13 protein-coding genes and 1 pseudogene are annotated in these 15,849 nt (G+C 59.7%); 10 read left to right on the forward strand and 4 right to left on the reverse strand.

What is annotated here, in order from left to right; genetic code table 11:
• The first annotated feature begins 34 nt into the window (after window positions 1-34).
• Entirely contained in the window at window positions 35-781 is a 747-nt protein-coding gene (locus tag ACM6IO_RS26250) for a hypothetical protein (protein WP_192226889.1), read from the forward strand.
• A 73-nt stretch (window positions 782-854) separates the two neighbouring features.
• Here ACM6IO_RS26250 and ACM6IO_RS26255 read toward each other — a convergent pair whose 3' ends face one another.
• From ACM6IO_RS26255 to ACM6IO_RS26265, 3 genes are all read right to left on the reverse strand, one after another.
• Complete coding sequence (locus tag ACM6IO_RS26255) at window positions 855-2,789, reverse strand: methyl-accepting chemotaxis protein (protein WP_414912505.1); 1,935 nt, start codon at window positions 2,787-2,789, stop codon at window positions 855-857.
• Window positions 2,790-2,889: 100 nt separating this feature from the next.
• Complete coding sequence (locus ACM6IO_RS26260) at window positions 2,890-3,192, reverse strand: cell division protein ZapA (RefSeq protein ID WP_008025105.1); 303 nt, start codon at window positions 3,190-3,192, stop codon at window positions 2,890-2,892.
• Complete coding sequence (locus ACM6IO_RS26265; protein ID WP_008025106.1) at window positions 3,189-3,398, reverse strand: hypothetical protein; 210 nt, start codon at window positions 3,396-3,398, stop codon at window positions 3,189-3,191. The genes ACM6IO_RS26260 and ACM6IO_RS26265 overlap by 4 nt, the downstream gene beginning before the upstream one ends.
• A gap of 404 nt (window positions 3,399-3,802) precedes the next feature.
• Here ACM6IO_RS26265 and ACM6IO_RS26270 point away from each other — a divergent pair.
• The 6 genes and pseudogenes from ACM6IO_RS26270 to trxC all read left to right on the forward strand — a co-directional run.
• A pseudogene (locus ACM6IO_RS26270) lies at window positions 3,803-4,558 on the forward strand (MCP four helix bundle domain-containing protein); the annotation flags it as partial.
• Window positions 4,550-5,413 carry a methyl-accepting chemotaxis protein gene (locus ACM6IO_RS26275; protein WP_407013414.1) on the forward strand — a complete coding sequence of 288 codons (864 nt, stop codon included), beginning with the start codon at window positions 4,550-4,552 and terminating at the stop codon, window positions 5,411-5,413. The pseudogene ACM6IO_RS26270 and the gene ACM6IO_RS26275, both read left to right, overlap by 9 nt.
• 263 nt (window positions 5,414-5,676) lie before the next feature.
• Window positions 5,677-7,419, forward strand: a complete 1,743-nt coding sequence (locus ACM6IO_RS26280) for a potassium/proton antiporter (RefSeq protein ID WP_008025108.1) — start codon at window positions 5,677-5,679, stop codon at window positions 7,417-7,419.
• Between the two features lie 34 nt (window positions 7,420-7,453).
• The gene (gene mscK / locus ACM6IO_RS26285; RefSeq protein WP_223480696.1) at window positions 7,454-10,804 is read left to right on the forward strand and encodes a mechanosensitive channel MscK; all 3,351 of its coding nucleotides are present in this window, start codon (window positions 7,454-7,456) and stop codon (window positions 10,802-10,804) included.
• Window positions 10,805-10,852: 48 nt separating this feature from the next.
• Entirely contained in the window at window positions 10,853-12,316 is a 1,464-nt protein-coding gene (selO, locus tag ACM6IO_RS26290) for a protein adenylyltransferase SelO (protein ID WP_414912506.1), read from the forward strand.
• Window positions 12,317-12,401: 85 nt separating this feature from the next.
• Window positions 12,402-12,836, forward strand: coding sequence for a thioredoxin TrxC (gene trxC / locus ACM6IO_RS26295; RefSeq protein ID WP_008042033.1), 435 nt, complete (start codon window positions 12,402-12,404; stop codon window positions 12,834-12,836).
• 129 nt (window positions 12,837-12,965) lie between these two features.
• Here trxC and ACM6IO_RS26300 read toward each other — a convergent pair whose 3' ends face one another.
• Window positions 12,966-13,736, reverse strand: a complete 771-nt coding sequence (locus tag ACM6IO_RS26300; RefSeq protein ID WP_008025116.1) for a ParA family protein — start codon at window positions 13,734-13,736, stop codon at window positions 12,966-12,968.
• A gap of 355 nt (window positions 13,737-14,091) precedes the next feature.
• Here ACM6IO_RS26300 and ACM6IO_RS26305 point away from each other — a divergent pair, with 355 nt between their 5' ends.
• The 3 genes from ACM6IO_RS26305 to ACM6IO_RS26315 are packed head-to-tail and all read left to right on the forward strand — an operon-like array spanning window position 14,092 to window position 15,843.
• Window positions 14,092-14,817 (forward strand): beta-ketoacyl synthase chain length factor, encoded by a 726-nt coding sequence (locus tag ACM6IO_RS26305; protein WP_008042032.1) that lies wholly within the window; start codon window positions 14,092-14,094, stop codon window positions 14,815-14,817.
• A complete protein-coding gene (locus tag ACM6IO_RS26310) occupies window positions 14,793-15,602 on the forward strand; it encodes a lysophospholipid acyltransferase family protein (RefSeq protein WP_008025119.1) in 810 nt (269 codons plus the stop codon). The genes ACM6IO_RS26305 and ACM6IO_RS26310 overlap by 25 nt, the downstream gene beginning before the upstream one ends.
• Window positions 15,583-15,843, forward strand: coding sequence for a phosphopantetheine-binding protein (locus ACM6IO_RS26315; RefSeq protein WP_008025122.1), 261 nt, complete (start codon window positions 15,583-15,585; stop codon window positions 15,841-15,843). The genes ACM6IO_RS26310 and ACM6IO_RS26315 overlap by 20 nt, the downstream gene beginning before the upstream one ends.
• Window positions 15,844-15,849: the final 6 nt, after the last annotated feature.

Here is a 15,849-nt window from a genome sequence, read left to right on the forward strand (position 1 = left end):
CCTGTCCGTCGGTCCTCCTATATGAGAGAGCATGATGAATACGCCAAACACACTTGCAGACAAAACAATCAAAATTCCAGGACTTGTCGATCATGACTATTGCGTCCTGGCATCCATTTCAGCTGGACCTGGAAGAGCGGGAACGATTTGGACCGATTCCAAAGGGATTGAACACGTCGTTCTCGACAAAAATCATCACAGGCCTTCGAACGAAAAGTCCCTTATCACTATTGAGATGGTTTCCGTTGGCGCAACCGGTGAGAAGCAAGCTTCTGAGAGTGCTGAAACAACGGCTGTCGGTATGATGGAAATCGTTTCGCCCGACGAGCGATATGAGTGGGACTACCTCGTCGGGTACAAGGACTACGAGGCCATGTCTGCCAACGAGTGGCTAAGCGTTGTCTATGGCTTCCCTGCCGCAGAACGCACACCAAAAATAGACCCTTATATACGGCTCACCCACGACCAATTCATTCTGGCGACCAGAGTGGGTGACAAGGTAAGAGGTAATCGCAACAGCACCGTCACAGGCAAAGAGTATCGCTGGCAAATCGATAACGGCTATCGCGTAACCGTCAAAACCGAAGGTGATACCCAAATTGGCAATCGGTTGTTCAACCGCGATGACATGTTCAGATCAATGACCAGTGGCGACACCTATATCGATGAACAACAACGTTCCTGGGTCGTGAGAGAGAAACGAGTTTTTTATATCGATACCGTCAATGGTGCAGAGGTATACGGGAAAGAGCTTTTGGTCTCGTCATTCGTTTCTGACTGATCATCAGCGCCCAGAGAGCGCACAAACTATTGTCGCGCTCTCACCCAGCCTGTATTCGCTTGGCATTCGAAACTCAGCTCAACCGAAACCCACCCATCTGCCGCGCCAAATCATCGGCCAACCGCTGCAACGTCTGGCAATCCTCCCGGCAAGCCCTGACCTCCCCCGCTGTCGCCCGAGCCAGGTCGGAAATCCCCTGCACGTTGCGGTTGATCTCTTCGGTCACCGCCGACTGCTCTTCCGTCGCGGTCGCTACTTGATGGTTCATGTCGCTGATGCGCTCGATCTGCCCGGTAATCGCGGTCAGCGACGTTCCGGTGCGCTGGCTCGATTCGACACCGGTGCCGGTCGCCGCTTGACCGGTGTGCATCGACGACACCGCGTTCTCCGCACCTTGCTTGAGGCTGCCGATTATTTGCTGAATTTCATCGGTGGACGATTGAGTCCGCCGCGCCAGCGTCCGCACTTCATCTGCCACAACGGCAAATCCACGGCCCATGTCTCCAGCCCGCGCTGCTTCAATAGCCGCATTCAACGCCAACAGGTTGGTCTGCTCGGAAATCCCGCGAATCACCGCCAACACCTGATCAATCGACGCCACCTGATCAGCCAGTTCGCCCACCGCACTGGCGGCGACACCGATTTCATCGGACATGCTTTCAATATGTCGGATCGACCCACCCACCACTTCCCGCGCCTGCATCGCCTCATCGCGAGCATCCTGCGAGGCAACCGCCGCGTTACCGGCGTTCTGCGCGATTTCCTGCACGGTCAGGCCCATTTCGTGGACGGCGGTGGCGACCATGTCGGTCATTTCCTGCTGGCGCCCGGAGCGTTCGGCGGTGTTGTCCACAACCTTCGCCACCTGGCTAACGGCGGTGCGCAAACGCTCACTGGTGGTCAGCACTTCGCCGATCATCTCGCGCTGACTGTCGAGGAATCGATTGAAGCCGCGCGCCAGGTCACCCAACTCATCGGCGCGGCTGGAATCTAACCGGTGGGTCAAATCTCCACCACCGCTACCGATGGCTACCAGCGCCGCTGTTACCTGACGAATCGGCCGCACCAACCCACGGGCCAGCAACACCACCAGCAACAGGCACACCAGCGCCACCGCCAGGCCAATGCCGCTGCTCATCCACATGGCTCGGCGGGCTTCGGCGTAGATCTGCGACTGTGGCACTTCGGCCACGAGGGTCCAGCCCAAGTCCCTCAGCGGCAGGCTCAACGCGAGGTAGTCTTCGCCATCACGCACGAAGCTGCTGCTGGCAGCTTTTTGACCCATGACTGCCTGCGCGGCCGACGCACCGATTTGCTCGACCAAGGTGCGTTTGCCACTGAATTGCGCTTCGGGGTGAACCTGGATCAAACCGTCGGAACGCACGAGATAGACCTTGCCGCGCTCACCGAAGGTGAAGTTGTGAATCAGCTCCGACAGCTCTTTCATGCTCAGGCCAAGCCCGGCAACGCCCACGACTTTGCCGGCCTGCTCGACCTTGAGGTCGATGAACAGCGCCAATTCTCCGGTGGCTGTGTCGTTGTCGATATTGAGGGTGCGCGGCTGGTTGCTGTCGAGGAACGAATAGAACCAGGCGTCTTTGGGATTGGAACGGCTGAGGCTACGGTCCAGGCCTTTTTCAGTGAAATAGTGGTTTGAAGCCGTACCGACAATTAACGCGGTAAAGGCTTTGTGTTCGGCGCGGATGCCTTCCAGATACTGCACGAACGCGGCGGTCTGGTCACTGTTTTCACCCCCGGCCAGCCAGTCGCGCACCATGCTGTTGCTGGCGATGTCCTTGGCGGCGGTGAGGGGTTGAACGAGGATGCGCTCGATGTCGTTGCGCATCGCTTCGATGCTCGACGGCAGCGCTTGTTCGACCAGGTAGCTCTGGGCGAGACGGTTGACCACGAGGGTATAAACGCCAACCACGATCAGAATACTGACCAGCAGGGCGGTGCCCATACTGAGGATCAACTGCCATTGAATACTGCGACGCCAGAACTGCATGGAGCACCCCCAAAGAATAAGAGGCTGAAACACTGCAACAGCCGTGCCGATTGTATACAACGCAAACGACAATTTATTCTTTGGTTGTGCGCAAAGCCGATCAGGCCTGATTGATCGTCTTGGAGATCACTTCAACCGTGGCGCTGACTTGCTCTTGGTAACGGTCGAGTTCGAGCTTGTGCTGCTTTTTCATTTCGATCTGCTGAGAACACAGATTCATCGCGGCCAGCACCAGCAGTCGGTCACCGATCAGGGTCGGGTACTTTCTTTTGGTATCAGCCAAAGCAGCCTTCAACATCAATGCGGCGTCCAGCAGGGTTTGCTCTTCCCCGGCCGGCGCCTTGATCGAATAGTCCTCCCCCAGGATCGAGACGACTTTTACCCCTGCGGCGCCGACACTCATGCGCTGACCGGGCCGGCGCTGACGCGTTCAACCAGGGCCTGGATGCGAGCGGCGGTAGCGCCTTGTTTTTCTTCCTGTTCCATCAGGCTCAGTTGCAGGCTTTCGTTTTCATCCTTGGCCTGGGCCAGTTCTGCACTCAGGGTCTGGTTCTGTTGAACAAGGTCGCTGACCAGTTGTTCCAATTGGCTTAGGGATGCTTCCAACATTTTGATTTTCCAAGCATTTTCAAGGGGCGCGTACGATAAAGAAAAGTCACCACGGATGCCAGGGTTAATGGGGCGCAAGGCCTTGATTTTCCTGGCGGGCGACCTTCCTCGCGAACTTTAAAGACTGTGATTGGCGGATCTGGTTCCTGCACTTCGTCGCCATAGTTCCTGTAGGAGCGATGCTTGCTCGCGAAGGACGTCCAGACAACGCGTTCATCCAGACTGCACGCGTTACCGTTAACGTCCTTCGCGAGCAAGCATCGCTCCTACAGGAAACGGTCTGGCTGCGACAAATACGCGCAGCCCCTCAAGACTTTAGTCGTATGACCGATAAGTCATCCATACGTCAGTCTCAGCGCCGCACAGGTGCGCTCTTTTCGGTAAACACCATGTCCCTTCGTAATATGAATATCGCTCCGCGGGCGTTCCTCGGTTTCGCCCTGATTGGCGGTCTGATGCTGGTTCTGGGGGTGTTTGCCTTGAACCAGATGAGCAAGATTCGCGGTGCTGCCGAGGAAATCACCTTGAGCAGCGTGCCGAGTATCAAAAGCCTCGACGAGTTCACTCAACTCACCTTGCGCCTGCGGGTGCTGTCCTACCGTTTGCTGGTGAACCGCGAGCCCGACGTTCAGCAGAAAACCATGGAGCTGCTGGAATCGCGCAACCAACAGATTCGCGCGGCTCAGGCGACCTACGAAAAGCTGATCAGCAGCCCGCAGGAACGTGCAGCCTACGATCAATACGTACAGTTGCTGGGGCAGTACCGCCAGATCGAAGACCGGATGAAAACCCTGTCGCGCAACAATCAGGTCGATGAACTGCGCACCTTGCTCAACACCGATCTGCTGACCAACTCCGAAGCGGTCAACGCAGTGCTCAATCGCTTGCTGGAGATCAACACCCAGCAGTCCCTCGACACCAATCAGCGCGCCGCCGATCAATACGATTCGGCCTTCAGTCTGGTGATCACCTTGCTGGTCATAGCCACCGGCCTGACCGTGCTGTTTGCCTGGCTGCTGACCAACAGCATCACCAAGCCAATCGCCAATGCCTTGAGCGCTGCCGAACAAATCGCCGAAGGCAACCTGACTCGCCCGATCACCGTTGATGGCGAAGACGAAGCCGGCCGTTTGCTGCTGGCCATGTCGAAGATGCAAGACAAGCTGCGTGACACCCTGCAACGGATTTCCGGCTCGGCCACGCAACTGGCCTCCGCCGCTGAAGAGCTCAACAGTGTCACCGACGAAAGCGCCCGTGGCCTGACCCAACAGAACAATGAAATCGAACAGGCCGCCACCGCCGTCAATGAAATGACCAGCGCCGTGGAAGAAGTCGCGCGCAACGCGGTGAGCACCTCGGAAGCATCGAAGAACGCCACCACGTCGGCCGGTGACGGCCGTGATCTGGTGCAGGAAACCGTCAGCGCCATCGAACGCATGAGCGCCGATGTGCAGAGCACGGCGACACTGATCGGCGATCTGGCCAATGAATCCCGCGACATCGGCAAGGTACTGGACGTGATCCGTGGCCTGGCGGACCAGACCAACCTACTGGCCTTGAACGCCGCCATCGAAGCGGCCCGTGCCGGTGAAGCCGGGCGCGGTTTTGCGGTGGTGGCGGACGAAGTGCGTGCACTGGCGCACCGCACTCAGCAATCGACCAGCGAAATCGAACGCATGATCGGCAGCATTCAGACCGGCACCGAGCACGCGGTGGATTCGATGCGCAACAGCACCGAGCGCGCCGAGTCGACCTTGAACATCGCTCGCGGTGCAGGGATGTCGCTGGACACGATCAACAGCGCCATCGTCGAAATCAACGAACGCAACCTGGTGATCGCCAGCGCGGCCGAAGAACAGGCCCAAGTGGCCCGTGAAGTGGACCGTAACCTGGTGAACATTCGTGATCTGTCGGTGCAATCGGCCACCGGCGCCAATCAGACCAGCGCAGCGAGCAACGAACTGTCGCGACTGGCAGTGGACCTGAACACGATGGTTGGACGGTTCAGCCTCTAACCCGCTAACACCAGATGCTCGTGATACGTCGATCCGGAACATCCCCCGATCTGTAGGAGCCGGCTTGCTGGCGATGGCGATTTCACAGACGCCATCGCCAGCAAGCCGGCTCCTACAAGGGATCGCGTGTAGACGGAACATGCGTAGGGCTTTTGATCTGCAAAAGCTTTTTGACAGCATCACATTTCAACAGGTTAGAATCGCTGGCACGCAGACTGCATGGTCAGTGTGTGCCCGCCTTTCAGCTTTCTGGAGTATTGCCTTTGAATGCGACGACCATCAACAGCCTGTTCTTGATCGGCGCGTTGCTGGTAGGTGCGAGCATTCTGGTGAGCTCACTTTCGTCCCGCCTCGGCATCCCGATTCTGGTGATCATCCTGGCCGTGGGCATGGCCGCCGGCGTCGATGGCGGCGGGATTATTTTCGATAACTACCCAACGGCCTATCTGGTCGGCAACCTCGCACTGGCGGTGATCCTGCTCGACGGCGGTTTGCGCACCAGGGTGTCGAGTTTTCGTGTCGCGTTATGGCCGGCGCTGTCGCTGGCCACGGTCGGGGTGTTGATCACCACCGGGCTGACCGGCATGGCCGCGGCCTGGCTGTTCGATCTGAACCTGATCCAGGGCCTGCTGATCGGCGCCATCGTCGGCTCCACGGATGCTGCGGCGGTGTTCTCGCTGCTCGGCGGCAAAGGCCTGAACGAACGGGTCACCGCCAGTCTCGAAATCGAATCCGGCAGCAACGACCCGATGGCGGTGTTCCTCACCGTCACCCTGATCGACATGCTCGCCAGCGGCCAGACCGGCCTGCACTGGAGCCTGCTGACCCACCTGCTGCGCGAGTTCGGCATCGGCGGCGTGATCGGGCTCGGTGGCGGCTGGCTGATGCTGCAACTGGTCAACCGGATCAATCTGGCCACCGGCCTCTATCCGATTCTGGTGATCGCCGGCGGCCTGGTGGTGTTCGCCCTGACCAACGCCCTGCACGGCAGCGGTTTCCTCGCGGTTTACCTGTGCGGCCTGGTGATCGGCAACCGTCCGGTACGCAGCCGCCACGGCATTCTGCACATGCTCGACGGCATGGCGTGGCTGGCGCAGATCGGCATGTTCCTGGTGCTGGGCCTGCTGGTCACGCCGCACGACTTGCTGCCGATCGCCTTGCCTGCGCTGGGCCTGGCGCTGTGGATGATTCTGTTTGCACGGCCACTGTCGGTGTTGGTCGGCCTGCTGCCCTTCAAGGCCTTCCACGGTCGAGAGAAAGCCTTCATTTCCTGGGTCGGCCTGCGCGGCGCGGTCCCGATCATTCTGGCGGTGTTCCCGCTGATGGCCGGCCTGCCCAACGCCCAGCTCTACTTCAACCTTGCCTTCTTTATTGTGCTGGTGTCGCTGCTGGTACAAGGGACGAGCCTGCCGTGGATCGCCAAACTGTTAAAGGTGACGGTGCCACCGGAACCTGCGCCGATCTCGCGCTCAGCCCTGGAAGTGCATGTCACCAGCGAGTGGGAGTTGTTCGTTTATCGCCTCGGTGCCGAAAAATGGTGCATCGGTTCGCCCCTTCGCGAACTGAAAATGCCCGAAGGCACACGCATCGCCGCACTGTTTCGTGGCCAGCAACTGCTCCATCCGTCGGGTAGTACGGTGCTCGAAGTCGATGATTTGCTCTGCGTCATCGGCCACGAACACAACCTGCCGGCCCTTGGAAAACTGTTTAGCCAGGCGCCTCAACGAGGCCTCGATTTGCGTTTCTTCGGCGACTTCGTACTCGAAGGAGATGCCCAGCTGGCGGCGGTTGCTGCCCTGTACGGGTTGAAAGTCGAAGGCATCGATCCAGATATGACTCTGGCCAGCTTCATTGCTCACAAAGTGGGCGGTGCGCCAGTCGTGGGTGACCAGGTGGAATGGAACAACACCATCTGGACCGTCGCGGTCATGGAAGGGAACAAGATCGGCAAAGTGGGCGTCAGATTCCCCGAAGGAAGTCGCCCGGGTCCGGGACTCTTCCTCTAAACTTCATTCTTCGTCTCGTTTTCGATCGGTCTCTATGTCAACCCTGCGCACCTTTTTCATCATGGCCCTGCTGGGCTTGAGTCTGTCTGTCGGCACACTGCAAGCGGCGGAACCACCGTCCAGCGAAGCCGTGCAGGCGAGCCTGGACAAGATCGCCGACCGCAAACTGCCGGAAGCCGATCAGAAAGCCCTGCAAACGTTGCTGCAAAGCACGCTGACCCAGCTCAACAACAAGCGTGATTACGAGCGCAAGCTGGCCGATCTCAAGCAGCAACTCGCTACAGCGCCCAAGCAGAACATCGAGAACCAGCGCGAACTGACGCGCCTCAAAGCCAGCAGCGCCATCCCCGTGGCGCAACGCTATGGCAAAGAATCCGTGCAGCAGCTCGAGCAGATGCTGACCGAGCGCGCGACCCAGCAAAGTGATCTGCAAAAAGCCCTCGCTGATGCGAACAGCCTGGTCATTACCGCCCAGACCCGCCCTGAGCGCGCCCAGGCTGAAATTTCCACCAGCCAGACGCGCATCCAGCAGATCAATAACATCCTCAAGGCCGGCAAAGACAACGGCAAGACCTTGAGCAGCGAACAACGCGACCTGCTCAATGCCGAACTCGCGGCACTGAACGCGCTGATCCCGCTGCGTCGCCAGGAACTGGCCGGCAACAGCCAGTTGCAGGACCTGGGCAACAGCCAGCATGACTTGCTCTCGGAAAAATCCGACCGCCTGGATCGCGAAATCCAGGAGCTGCAAAACCTGATCAACCAGAAACGCCTGGCCCAGTCCCAGGAGACGGTGACGCAGCAGTCTATCGAAGCGCAGAAGTCCGGCGGCAGCGCCCTGCTGGCCACCGAAAGTGCGGCAAACCTGAAGCTTTCGGACTACTTGCTCAAGAGCACCGACCGTCTCAACGAAGTCACCCAGCAGAACCTGCAAACCAAGCAGCAACTCGACAACGTAACCCAGAGCGATTCGGCCCTCGACGAGCAAATCAGTGTGCTCAAGGGCAGCCTGCTGCTGTCGAAAATCCTCTACAAACAGAAACAGGGCCTGCCGCGCCTCAAAGTCGACCGCGACCTGGCCGACCAGATCGCCGACATTCGCCTGTATCAGTTCGAAGTCAGCCAGCAACGGGAATTGCTCAGCAACCCGGCGACCTATGTCGACAACCTGCTATCGACTCAGCCGCCCGAGCAAGTCACCCCGCAACTGCGCAAGAGCCTGCTGGAACTGGCCACGACCCGCGCCGACCTGCTGGAGCGGCTGAACCGCGAACTCAGTGCGGTGCTCAACGAATCGATCACGCTGCAACTCAATCAGAAACAACTGCTCAGCACCGCGCAAAGCCTGCGGGCGACCCTCGACGAACAGATGTTCTGGATCCCCAGCAACAAGCCGCTCGATCTTGAATGGATGCGCGGCGTGCCGGAACGTCTGCAACGCCAGGTGGCGACCCTGCCGCTGGCGTCGAGCGTGAGTGAATTGATTGACGGCCTGACTCAGCGACCGCTGCTGTTTCTCCCGTTGGTACTGGTGATCGGCGCCCTGCTGTGGCGGCGCAAAAGCCTGTATGCCCGACTGAACAAGGTTCACCAGGACATCGGCCACTTCAAGCGTGACAGCCAGTTGCACACGCCGCAGGCGATTCTGGTCAATATTCTGCTGGCATTGCCGGTTGCGCTGGGCCTGGCCCTGTGTGGCCTGGCCCTGCAAATCGACGCTCGGGGGCAGAACGCCAACATGGGCGCGGCGCTGCTGCAAATGGCTCAGGCCTGGCTGGTGTTCTACACCGCCTACCGGATCCTCGCGCCGGGCGGCGTCGCCGAACTGCATTTCCGCTGGGAAAAGCCTCAGGTCGAATTCCTCCAGGGCTGGGTCCGTCGTCTCGGGCTGGTGGTCATGGCGTTGGTCGCGGTGGTGGCCGTTGCCGAGCTGCAACCGGCGGGGCTGGCCGATGACGTGCTGGGCATGCCGGTCGTACTGATCTGCTACGCCTTGATGACCTGGCTGCTCAGCCGATTGCTGATCAGCAGCCCGACGCACGAAAACGCCTCGTTGTTCCGCAAAGCGGTCGGGGTCATGTTCACCGTCCTGCCTGTCGCGTTGTTCGTGGCGGTGTGCTTCGGCTACTACTACACCGCGCTGAAGCTCAGCGACCGCTTGATCAACACGCTTTACCTGCTGATGTTCTGGCTGGTGATCGAAGCCACGTTCGTCCGCGGCCTGAGCGTTGCGGCACGCCGTCTCGCGTACCAGCGCGCCCTGGCCAAACGTCAGGCAGCGAAAGAGGCCGGCGATGGCGAAGCAGTGATCGAAGAGCCGACCCTGGACATCGAGAAGGTCAACGAGCAGTCGTTGCGCCTGATTCGCCTGGCGCTGCTCGGCGGCTTCATCGCTGCGCTGTACTGGGTCTGGTCCGATCTGATTTCGGTGTTCTCGTACCTCGACAACATCACCCTCTACGAATACACCAGCGGCACCGGCGCCAACATGAGCATGGTGCCGATCAGCATCGGCGACATGCTGGGGGCGCTGATCATCATCGGCATCACCTTCGCCCTCGCGCGCAACTTGCCAGGGCTGCTGGAAGTGTTTGTATTGTCGAAGCTGAACCTGGCGCAGGGCAGCGCCTACGCCACGACCACGCTGCTGTCTTACGTGATTGCCGGTATCGGTTTCGTCTCGACCCTGTCCACGCTCGGCGTGAGCTGGGACAAGTTGCAGTGGCTGGTGGCGGCGCTTTCGGTGGGACTTGGTTTCGGGATGCAGGAGATTTTCGCGAACTTCATCTCCGGGATCATGATCCTGTTCGAACGCCCGGTGCGGATCGGCGACACGATCACCATCGGCAACCTGTCGGGCACGGTCAGCAAGATCCGCATCCGCGCCACGACCATCACCGACTTCGACCGCAAGGACATCATCGTCCCGAACAAGACGTTCATCACCGGGCAACTAATCAACTGGTCACTGACCGACACCATTACCCGGGTGACCTTGAAGCTCGGCGTCGATTACGGTTCGGACCTGGACCTGGTGAAAGAACTGCTGCTCAAAGCCGCCCGGGACAACCCGCGCGTGCTGAAGGATCCGGAACCGCACGTGTACTTCCTGAACTTCGGCGAAAGCACCCTCGACCACGAGCTGCGCATGCATGTGCGCGACCTCGGTGACCGCAACCCGGTACTCGATGAGGTCAACCGCTTCATCAACCGCGAGTTCAAGAAGCAGCACATCAACATTTCGTTCCGGCAGATGGAGGTTTACCTGAAGAACCTGCACGGCCAGGAATACAAAATGGTGCCCATCGAGCCGGAAGCCAAAACCATCGTGCCGATGGCCGACGGCAAACCGCTGCAAGAGCCGCCGCCCGCCAAACTCGACTAACCGCCCTATCCCTAGCAGAATGCTCGGACATTCTGCTGGAGATGGCCGGTGAAAGCCCTCGACGAACTGACCTTCGATAATCGCTTCGATCGCCTGGGCGATACGTTTTCTGCCCACGTACTGCCCGAGCCCATCGACAATCCGCGCCTGGTCGTCGCGAGCCCTGCCGCCATGGCGCTGCTCGACCTTGATCCGGCCGTGGCCGAAACCCCGGAGTTCGCCGAGCTGTTCAGCGGCCACAAGCTGTGGGCCGATGCGATTCCGCGGGCGATGGTCTATTCCGGGCATCAGTTCGGCTCCTACAACCCACAACTGGGCGACGGTCGCGGACTGCTGCTGGGCGAGGTCTACAACGAAGCCGGCGAGCATTGGGACCTGCACCTCAAGGGCGCCGGCCAGACGCCTTTTTCGCGCATGGGCGATGGCCGTGCGGTGCTGCGTTCGTCGATCCGTGAGTTTCTTGCGTCCGAAGCGCTGCATGCCCTGAACATCCCGACCACCCGTGCGTTGTGCGTGATCGGCTCCGACACGCCGGTGTGGCGCGAAAAACAGGAACGCGCAGCCATGATCCTGCGCCTGTCACCGAGCCATGTGCGCTTCGGGCATTTCGAATATTTCTACTACACCAAACGCCCCGAAAAGCAGAAAGAGCTCGGCGAGCACGTGCTGGCCATGCACTTCCCGGAATGCCTCGAACAGTCAGAACCGTACCTGGCGATGTTCCGCGAAATCGTCGAGCGCAATGCCGAGCTGATCGCCAAATGGCAGGCTTATGGCTTCTGCCACGGCGTGATGAACACCGACAACATGTCGATCCTCGGCATCACCTTCGACTTCGGCCCGTTCGCCTTCCTCGATGACTTCGACGCCAACTTCATCTGCAACCACTCCGATGATCAGGGCCGTTATTCCTTCAGCAACCAGGTGCCGATAGGCCAGTGGAACCTCAGCGCCCTGGCCCAGGCGCTGACGCCGTTCATCAGCGTCGAAGCCCTGCGCGAAACCCTCGGGCTGTACCTGCCACTGTTCCAGGCCCATTACCTGGACCTGATGCGCCGCCGCCTCGGCCTCACCACCGCCGAAGACGATGACCAGAAACTGCTGGAGCAATTGCTGCAACTGATGCAGAACAGCGGCGTCGATTACAGCCTGTTCTTCCGCCGCCTCGGCGACGAGTCACCCGAGCTGGCCGTCGTCCGCTTGCGCGACGACTTCGTCGACATCAAGGGCTTCGATGCCTGGGCAGAACGTTATGTCGCCCGTGTTGCCCGCGAAGGTGAAGTGGACCAGCCACAACGCCGCCAACGGATGCACGCGGTCAATCCGCTCTACATCCTGCGCAACTACCTGGCACAGAAAGCCATCGACGCGGCGGAAAGCGGCGACTATTCAGAGGTTCGCCGGCTGCATGCGGTGCTGAGCCGGCCGTTCGATGAGCAGCCGGGGATGGAGGGTTACGCCGAACGGCCACCGGAGTGGGGGAAGCATTTGGAGATCAGTTGTTCCTCTTGAGTGACTTACGGAATGTCGCCTTGATAACCACCGACTTCGACTCCAGATCAGCTTCACTGATTACCCATTTATTCAGAGCCCGATTATGTCCGAACCACTCCTCATCCCCTGCCCCCACTGCAACGGCCTCAACCGCATCCCCGCCGAGCGCCTCGGCGATCAACCGAAATGCGGGCGCTGCAAAGCCGAGGTCTTGCTGAGCAAGCCTTTCGAATTGAAACAAGGTGATTACGCCAGTCAGATCAAGGGCGATCTGCCGTTGCTGGTGGACGTGTGGGCGGACTGGTGCGGGCCGTGCAAGTCGTTTGCGCCGGTGTTTGAGCAGGCAGCCAGTCAGTTGGCGGGCAAATGCAGGCTGGCCAAGCTGGACAGCGAGGCGAATCAGCAGTTGTCGGCGCAGTTGGGGATTCGCTCGATTCCGAGCCTGATTCTGTTCAAGAACGGCCGGGAAGTGGCACGCCAGAGCGGGGCGTTTCCGTTGCCGCAGTTGATGAGCTGGTTACGTAGTCAGGGGATCTGAAGCCACCCCAAATCAAATGTGGGAGCGGGCTTGCTCGCGAATGCGGAGTGTCAGCCAATGTTGATGTCGGCTGACACACCGCATTCGCGAGCAAGCCCGCTCCCACAGGTGTTCGGTGTCTTCGCGAGATCAGGCGTTTTCGAGCAGGCTATGCAGCTCGACGAATTGCTGGGTCAGCTTGTGCCGTGGGTCGAGGTGGATCAGCGGCGTGTTGGCCTGGTGTGATTCGCGCATGCGCACCGAAGTGCCCAGGTACACCGGCAGCACGGGCAGCCCTTCGGCAATCAACTCGTCGAGGATTTGCTGAGGCAGGCTGGCGCGGGCCTGGAACTGGTTGACGACGATGCCTTCCACTTCCAGCCCTTCGTTGTGGTCGTCCTTCAATTCTTCGATTTCCGCCAGCAGACCGTACAGTGCCTGGCGCGAGAAACTGTCGCAGTCGAAGGGGATCAGCACACGATCGGCGGCAATCAAGGCAGAAACCGCATAAAAATTTAGCGCTGGCGGCGTATCGAGGTAGATCCGGTCGTAATCTTCGGCCAACTCGTCGAGCAGTTTGCGCAGCTTGTTGATCTTGTGTTTCGCCTCAAGCTTGGGCTGTAAGTCCGCCAGTTCGGCGGTGGCGGTGATGACGTGGAGGTTGTCGAACGGGGTTTCGTAGATATCGACCTGGTTTTTCTTCGAGAACGGGCCTGAAGACAGCGTTTGCTTGAAGAAGTCGGCAATCCCCATCGGAATGTCATTACCGGTGAGCCCGGTGAGGTACTGGGTCGAATTGGCCTGAGCATCAAGATCCACCAACAGGGTGCGATAGCCCTCGCTGGCACTGACCGCCGCCAGATTGCAGGCAATGCTGGATTTGCCTACGCCGCCTTTCTGATTGAATACCACGCGCCGCATGTCAAAACCTCCGTGTATCAAAGAATGACCGAGTGTAGTAGTCCACGGCGTCGCTTAGCTACCTCGCCGGCACAGGGACTACGCAGTCAGGTGCAAACACTCACCGAAAAAGCCGCCTTCTCGTCCGGAAAAATGCGCCCGTAGCCGACAGACATACGCGACTCGATGTGGATAATGGCCAAACGACAGCTTTTCACGAACCAATCGGTACATTTCGTTGAGCAAAATGTAACCAGCATTTGCTACGCGCCCGCCGCAACGGGATAATGCGCGCCACTCGACGCTCAGCGTCACGTCAGGTGAATCGCCGATTTTGCGACTTGCCGCGTCAAGAAAGCCCGCAGGGGCGGGATGAATATCTGTGATCAACTTCAACATCGCCCAATGGCGCGCGTGGGCCCCTGGGCTCGAAAGCGTGGACGATTGGCAGGCCTGGAGCCGACAACCGGTCGTGCTGCCAAGCTGCGATGCCGCCCCCGACGTCTCGTTTCTGCCGGCCATGCAACGGCGGCGGCTCAGCCGCCTGGCGCGGATGGCGTTCAGTGTCGGCTGGCCATTGGCCGATGGTCGCCCTGACCTACCGTTGGTCTTTATTTCCCGCCACGGCGAAACCCCGCGCACCTTCGAAATCCTCAGCGATCTGGCCGCCGATCAGCCCCTGTCGCCGACTCAGTTCAGCCTGTCTGTGCACAACGCAGTCATCGGCCTGTGGTCGATCATGCGCGGCGAAACCAGCGAAATGACCGCGCTGGCTGCGGCCGGCGATGGCCTTGAACACGGCATGCTAGAGGCTGCGGCGCTGCTTGGCGAAGGAGCGCCCGCCGTCCTGCTGGTGGTCACCGAAGAGCAGCCACCCGAAGCCTATTCGACCTGGATCGACGACGTGCCGTTTCCCTACGCGGTGGCTTTGTTGCTCACACCGGGCAATGACTGGCAACTGTCCTTGAACAGCACTTCGGATGAGTTGTCCAAAGCCCACTGGCCCCATGCCCTGAATCTCTTGCGTACCCTGCTGGGCCAGCAGACCACCTGCCAACATGCCTGGAAAAATCGTGTATGGAACTGGCAACGCAATCGGTAACCGAAAAAAACCGCGACGCCTATTACTGGCGTTTGCTGGCCACCGCCGCAAGCTTCACCCTCTTCGGATTGGGCGGGCTTTGCCTGCGCCTGGTGGTATTCCCGGTGCTGGGCTGTCTGCCCGGCGATGCGCAGACGCACCGCTTGCGTGCGCGGCAAACCGTCAGCCGCTGTTTCTGGTTTTTCGTCCGGTTCATGGCCCGCACCGGCGTGCTGACCTACGACATCGAGGGCGCGGAAAAACTCGGCCGCCCCGGGCAAATGATCATCGCCAATCACCCGTCGCTGATCGACGTGGTGTTCCTGATCGGCCTGGTGCGCCATTCCAACTGCGTGGTCAAAAGCAGCCTGTGGGAAAACCCCTTCACCCGTGGCCCGTTACGCTGCACCGAATACATCAGCAACGATGGCAGCATGGACATGCTCGACGCCGCGGCCGACGCGCTGAAAAGCGGCCAGACCCTGATCATTTTCCCCGAAGGCACCCGCACCCAGCCCGGCGAAGCACCCGCCTTCCATCGGGGTGCGGCGTCGATCGCACTGCGCGGTGCGAAAATTCTCACACCGGTGGTCATCAAGGTCAGCCCGACCACTTTGACCAAGGCTGAACCCTGGTATCGGATCCCTAAACGTCGCGTGCACTTCAGTTTCCGTGTCGGGGCCGATATAGACCCACAGGCCTTCGCTGCACAAGGCCCGGCGCCTCAAGCCTCGCGCAAGCTCAATGATTACCTGCATCACTACTTTATTAAGGAGCTCGCCGAAGATGAGCGATCTGCACCGTGAAATAAAACTGTTGATCATCGACGCCCTTGGCCTCGAAGACATCAGCGTCGAAGACATCGGCAATGACCAGACGCTGTTCGGTGAAGGTCTGGGCCTGGACTCCGTCGACGCCCTGGAACTCGGCCTGGCGATCCAGAAAAAGTACGGCATCAAAATCGATGCCGACGCCAAGGACACCCGCAATCACTTCAGCAACGTGGCGAGCCTTGCGGCGTTCGTCACTGCAAAACAGGCAGCTTGAGACCGG

Source organism: Pseudomonas sp. IT-P44 (genome assembly GCF_949768225.1).
Taxonomy (GTDB): domain Bacteria; phylum Pseudomonadota; class Gammaproteobacteria; order Pseudomonadales; family Pseudomonadaceae; genus Aquipseudomonas; species Aquipseudomonas migulae.

Excerpts from the sequence above, each read along its gene's own strand:
- ACM6IO_RS26260 (WP_008025105.1), bottom strand. The coding sequence starts at position 3,192 with ATGAGTGTCGGCGCCGCAGGGGTAAAAGTCGTCTCGATCCTGGGGGAG.
- ACM6IO_RS26265 (WP_008025106.1), bottom strand. The coding sequence starts at position 3,398 with ATGTTGGAAGCATCCCTAAGCCAATTGGAACAACTGGTCAGCGACCTT.
- ACM6IO_RS26300 (WP_008025116.1), bottom strand. The coding sequence starts at position 13,736 with ATGCGGCGCGTGGTATTCAATCAGAAAGGCGGCGTAGGCAAATCCAGC.
- ACM6IO_RS26315 (WP_008025122.1), top strand. The coding sequence starts at position 15,583 with ATGAGCGATCTGCACCGTGAAATAAAACTGTTGATCATCGACGCCCTT.
- mscK (WP_223480696.1), top strand. The coding sequence starts at position 7,454 with ATGTCAACCCTGCGCACCTTTTTCATCATGGCCCTGCTGGGCTTGAGT.
- ACM6IO_RS26255 (WP_414912505.1), bottom strand. The coding sequence starts at position 2,789 with ATGCAGTTCTGGCGTCGCAGTATTCAATGGCAGTTGATCCTCAGTATG.
- ACM6IO_RS26275 (WP_407013414.1), top strand. The coding sequence starts at position 4,550 with ATGCAAGACAAGCTGCGTGACACCCTGCAACGGATTTCCGGCTCGGCC.
- ACM6IO_RS26250 (WP_192226889.1), top strand. The coding sequence starts at position 35 with ATGAATACGCCAAACACACTTGCAGACAAAACAATCAAAATTCCAGGA.
- ACM6IO_RS26310 (WP_008025119.1), top strand. The coding sequence starts at position 14,793 with ATGGAACTGGCAACGCAATCGGTAACCGAAAAAAACCGCGACGCCTAT.
- trxC (WP_008042033.1), top strand. The coding sequence starts at position 12,402 with ATGTCCGAACCACTCCTCATCCCCTGCCCCCACTGCAACGGCCTCAAC.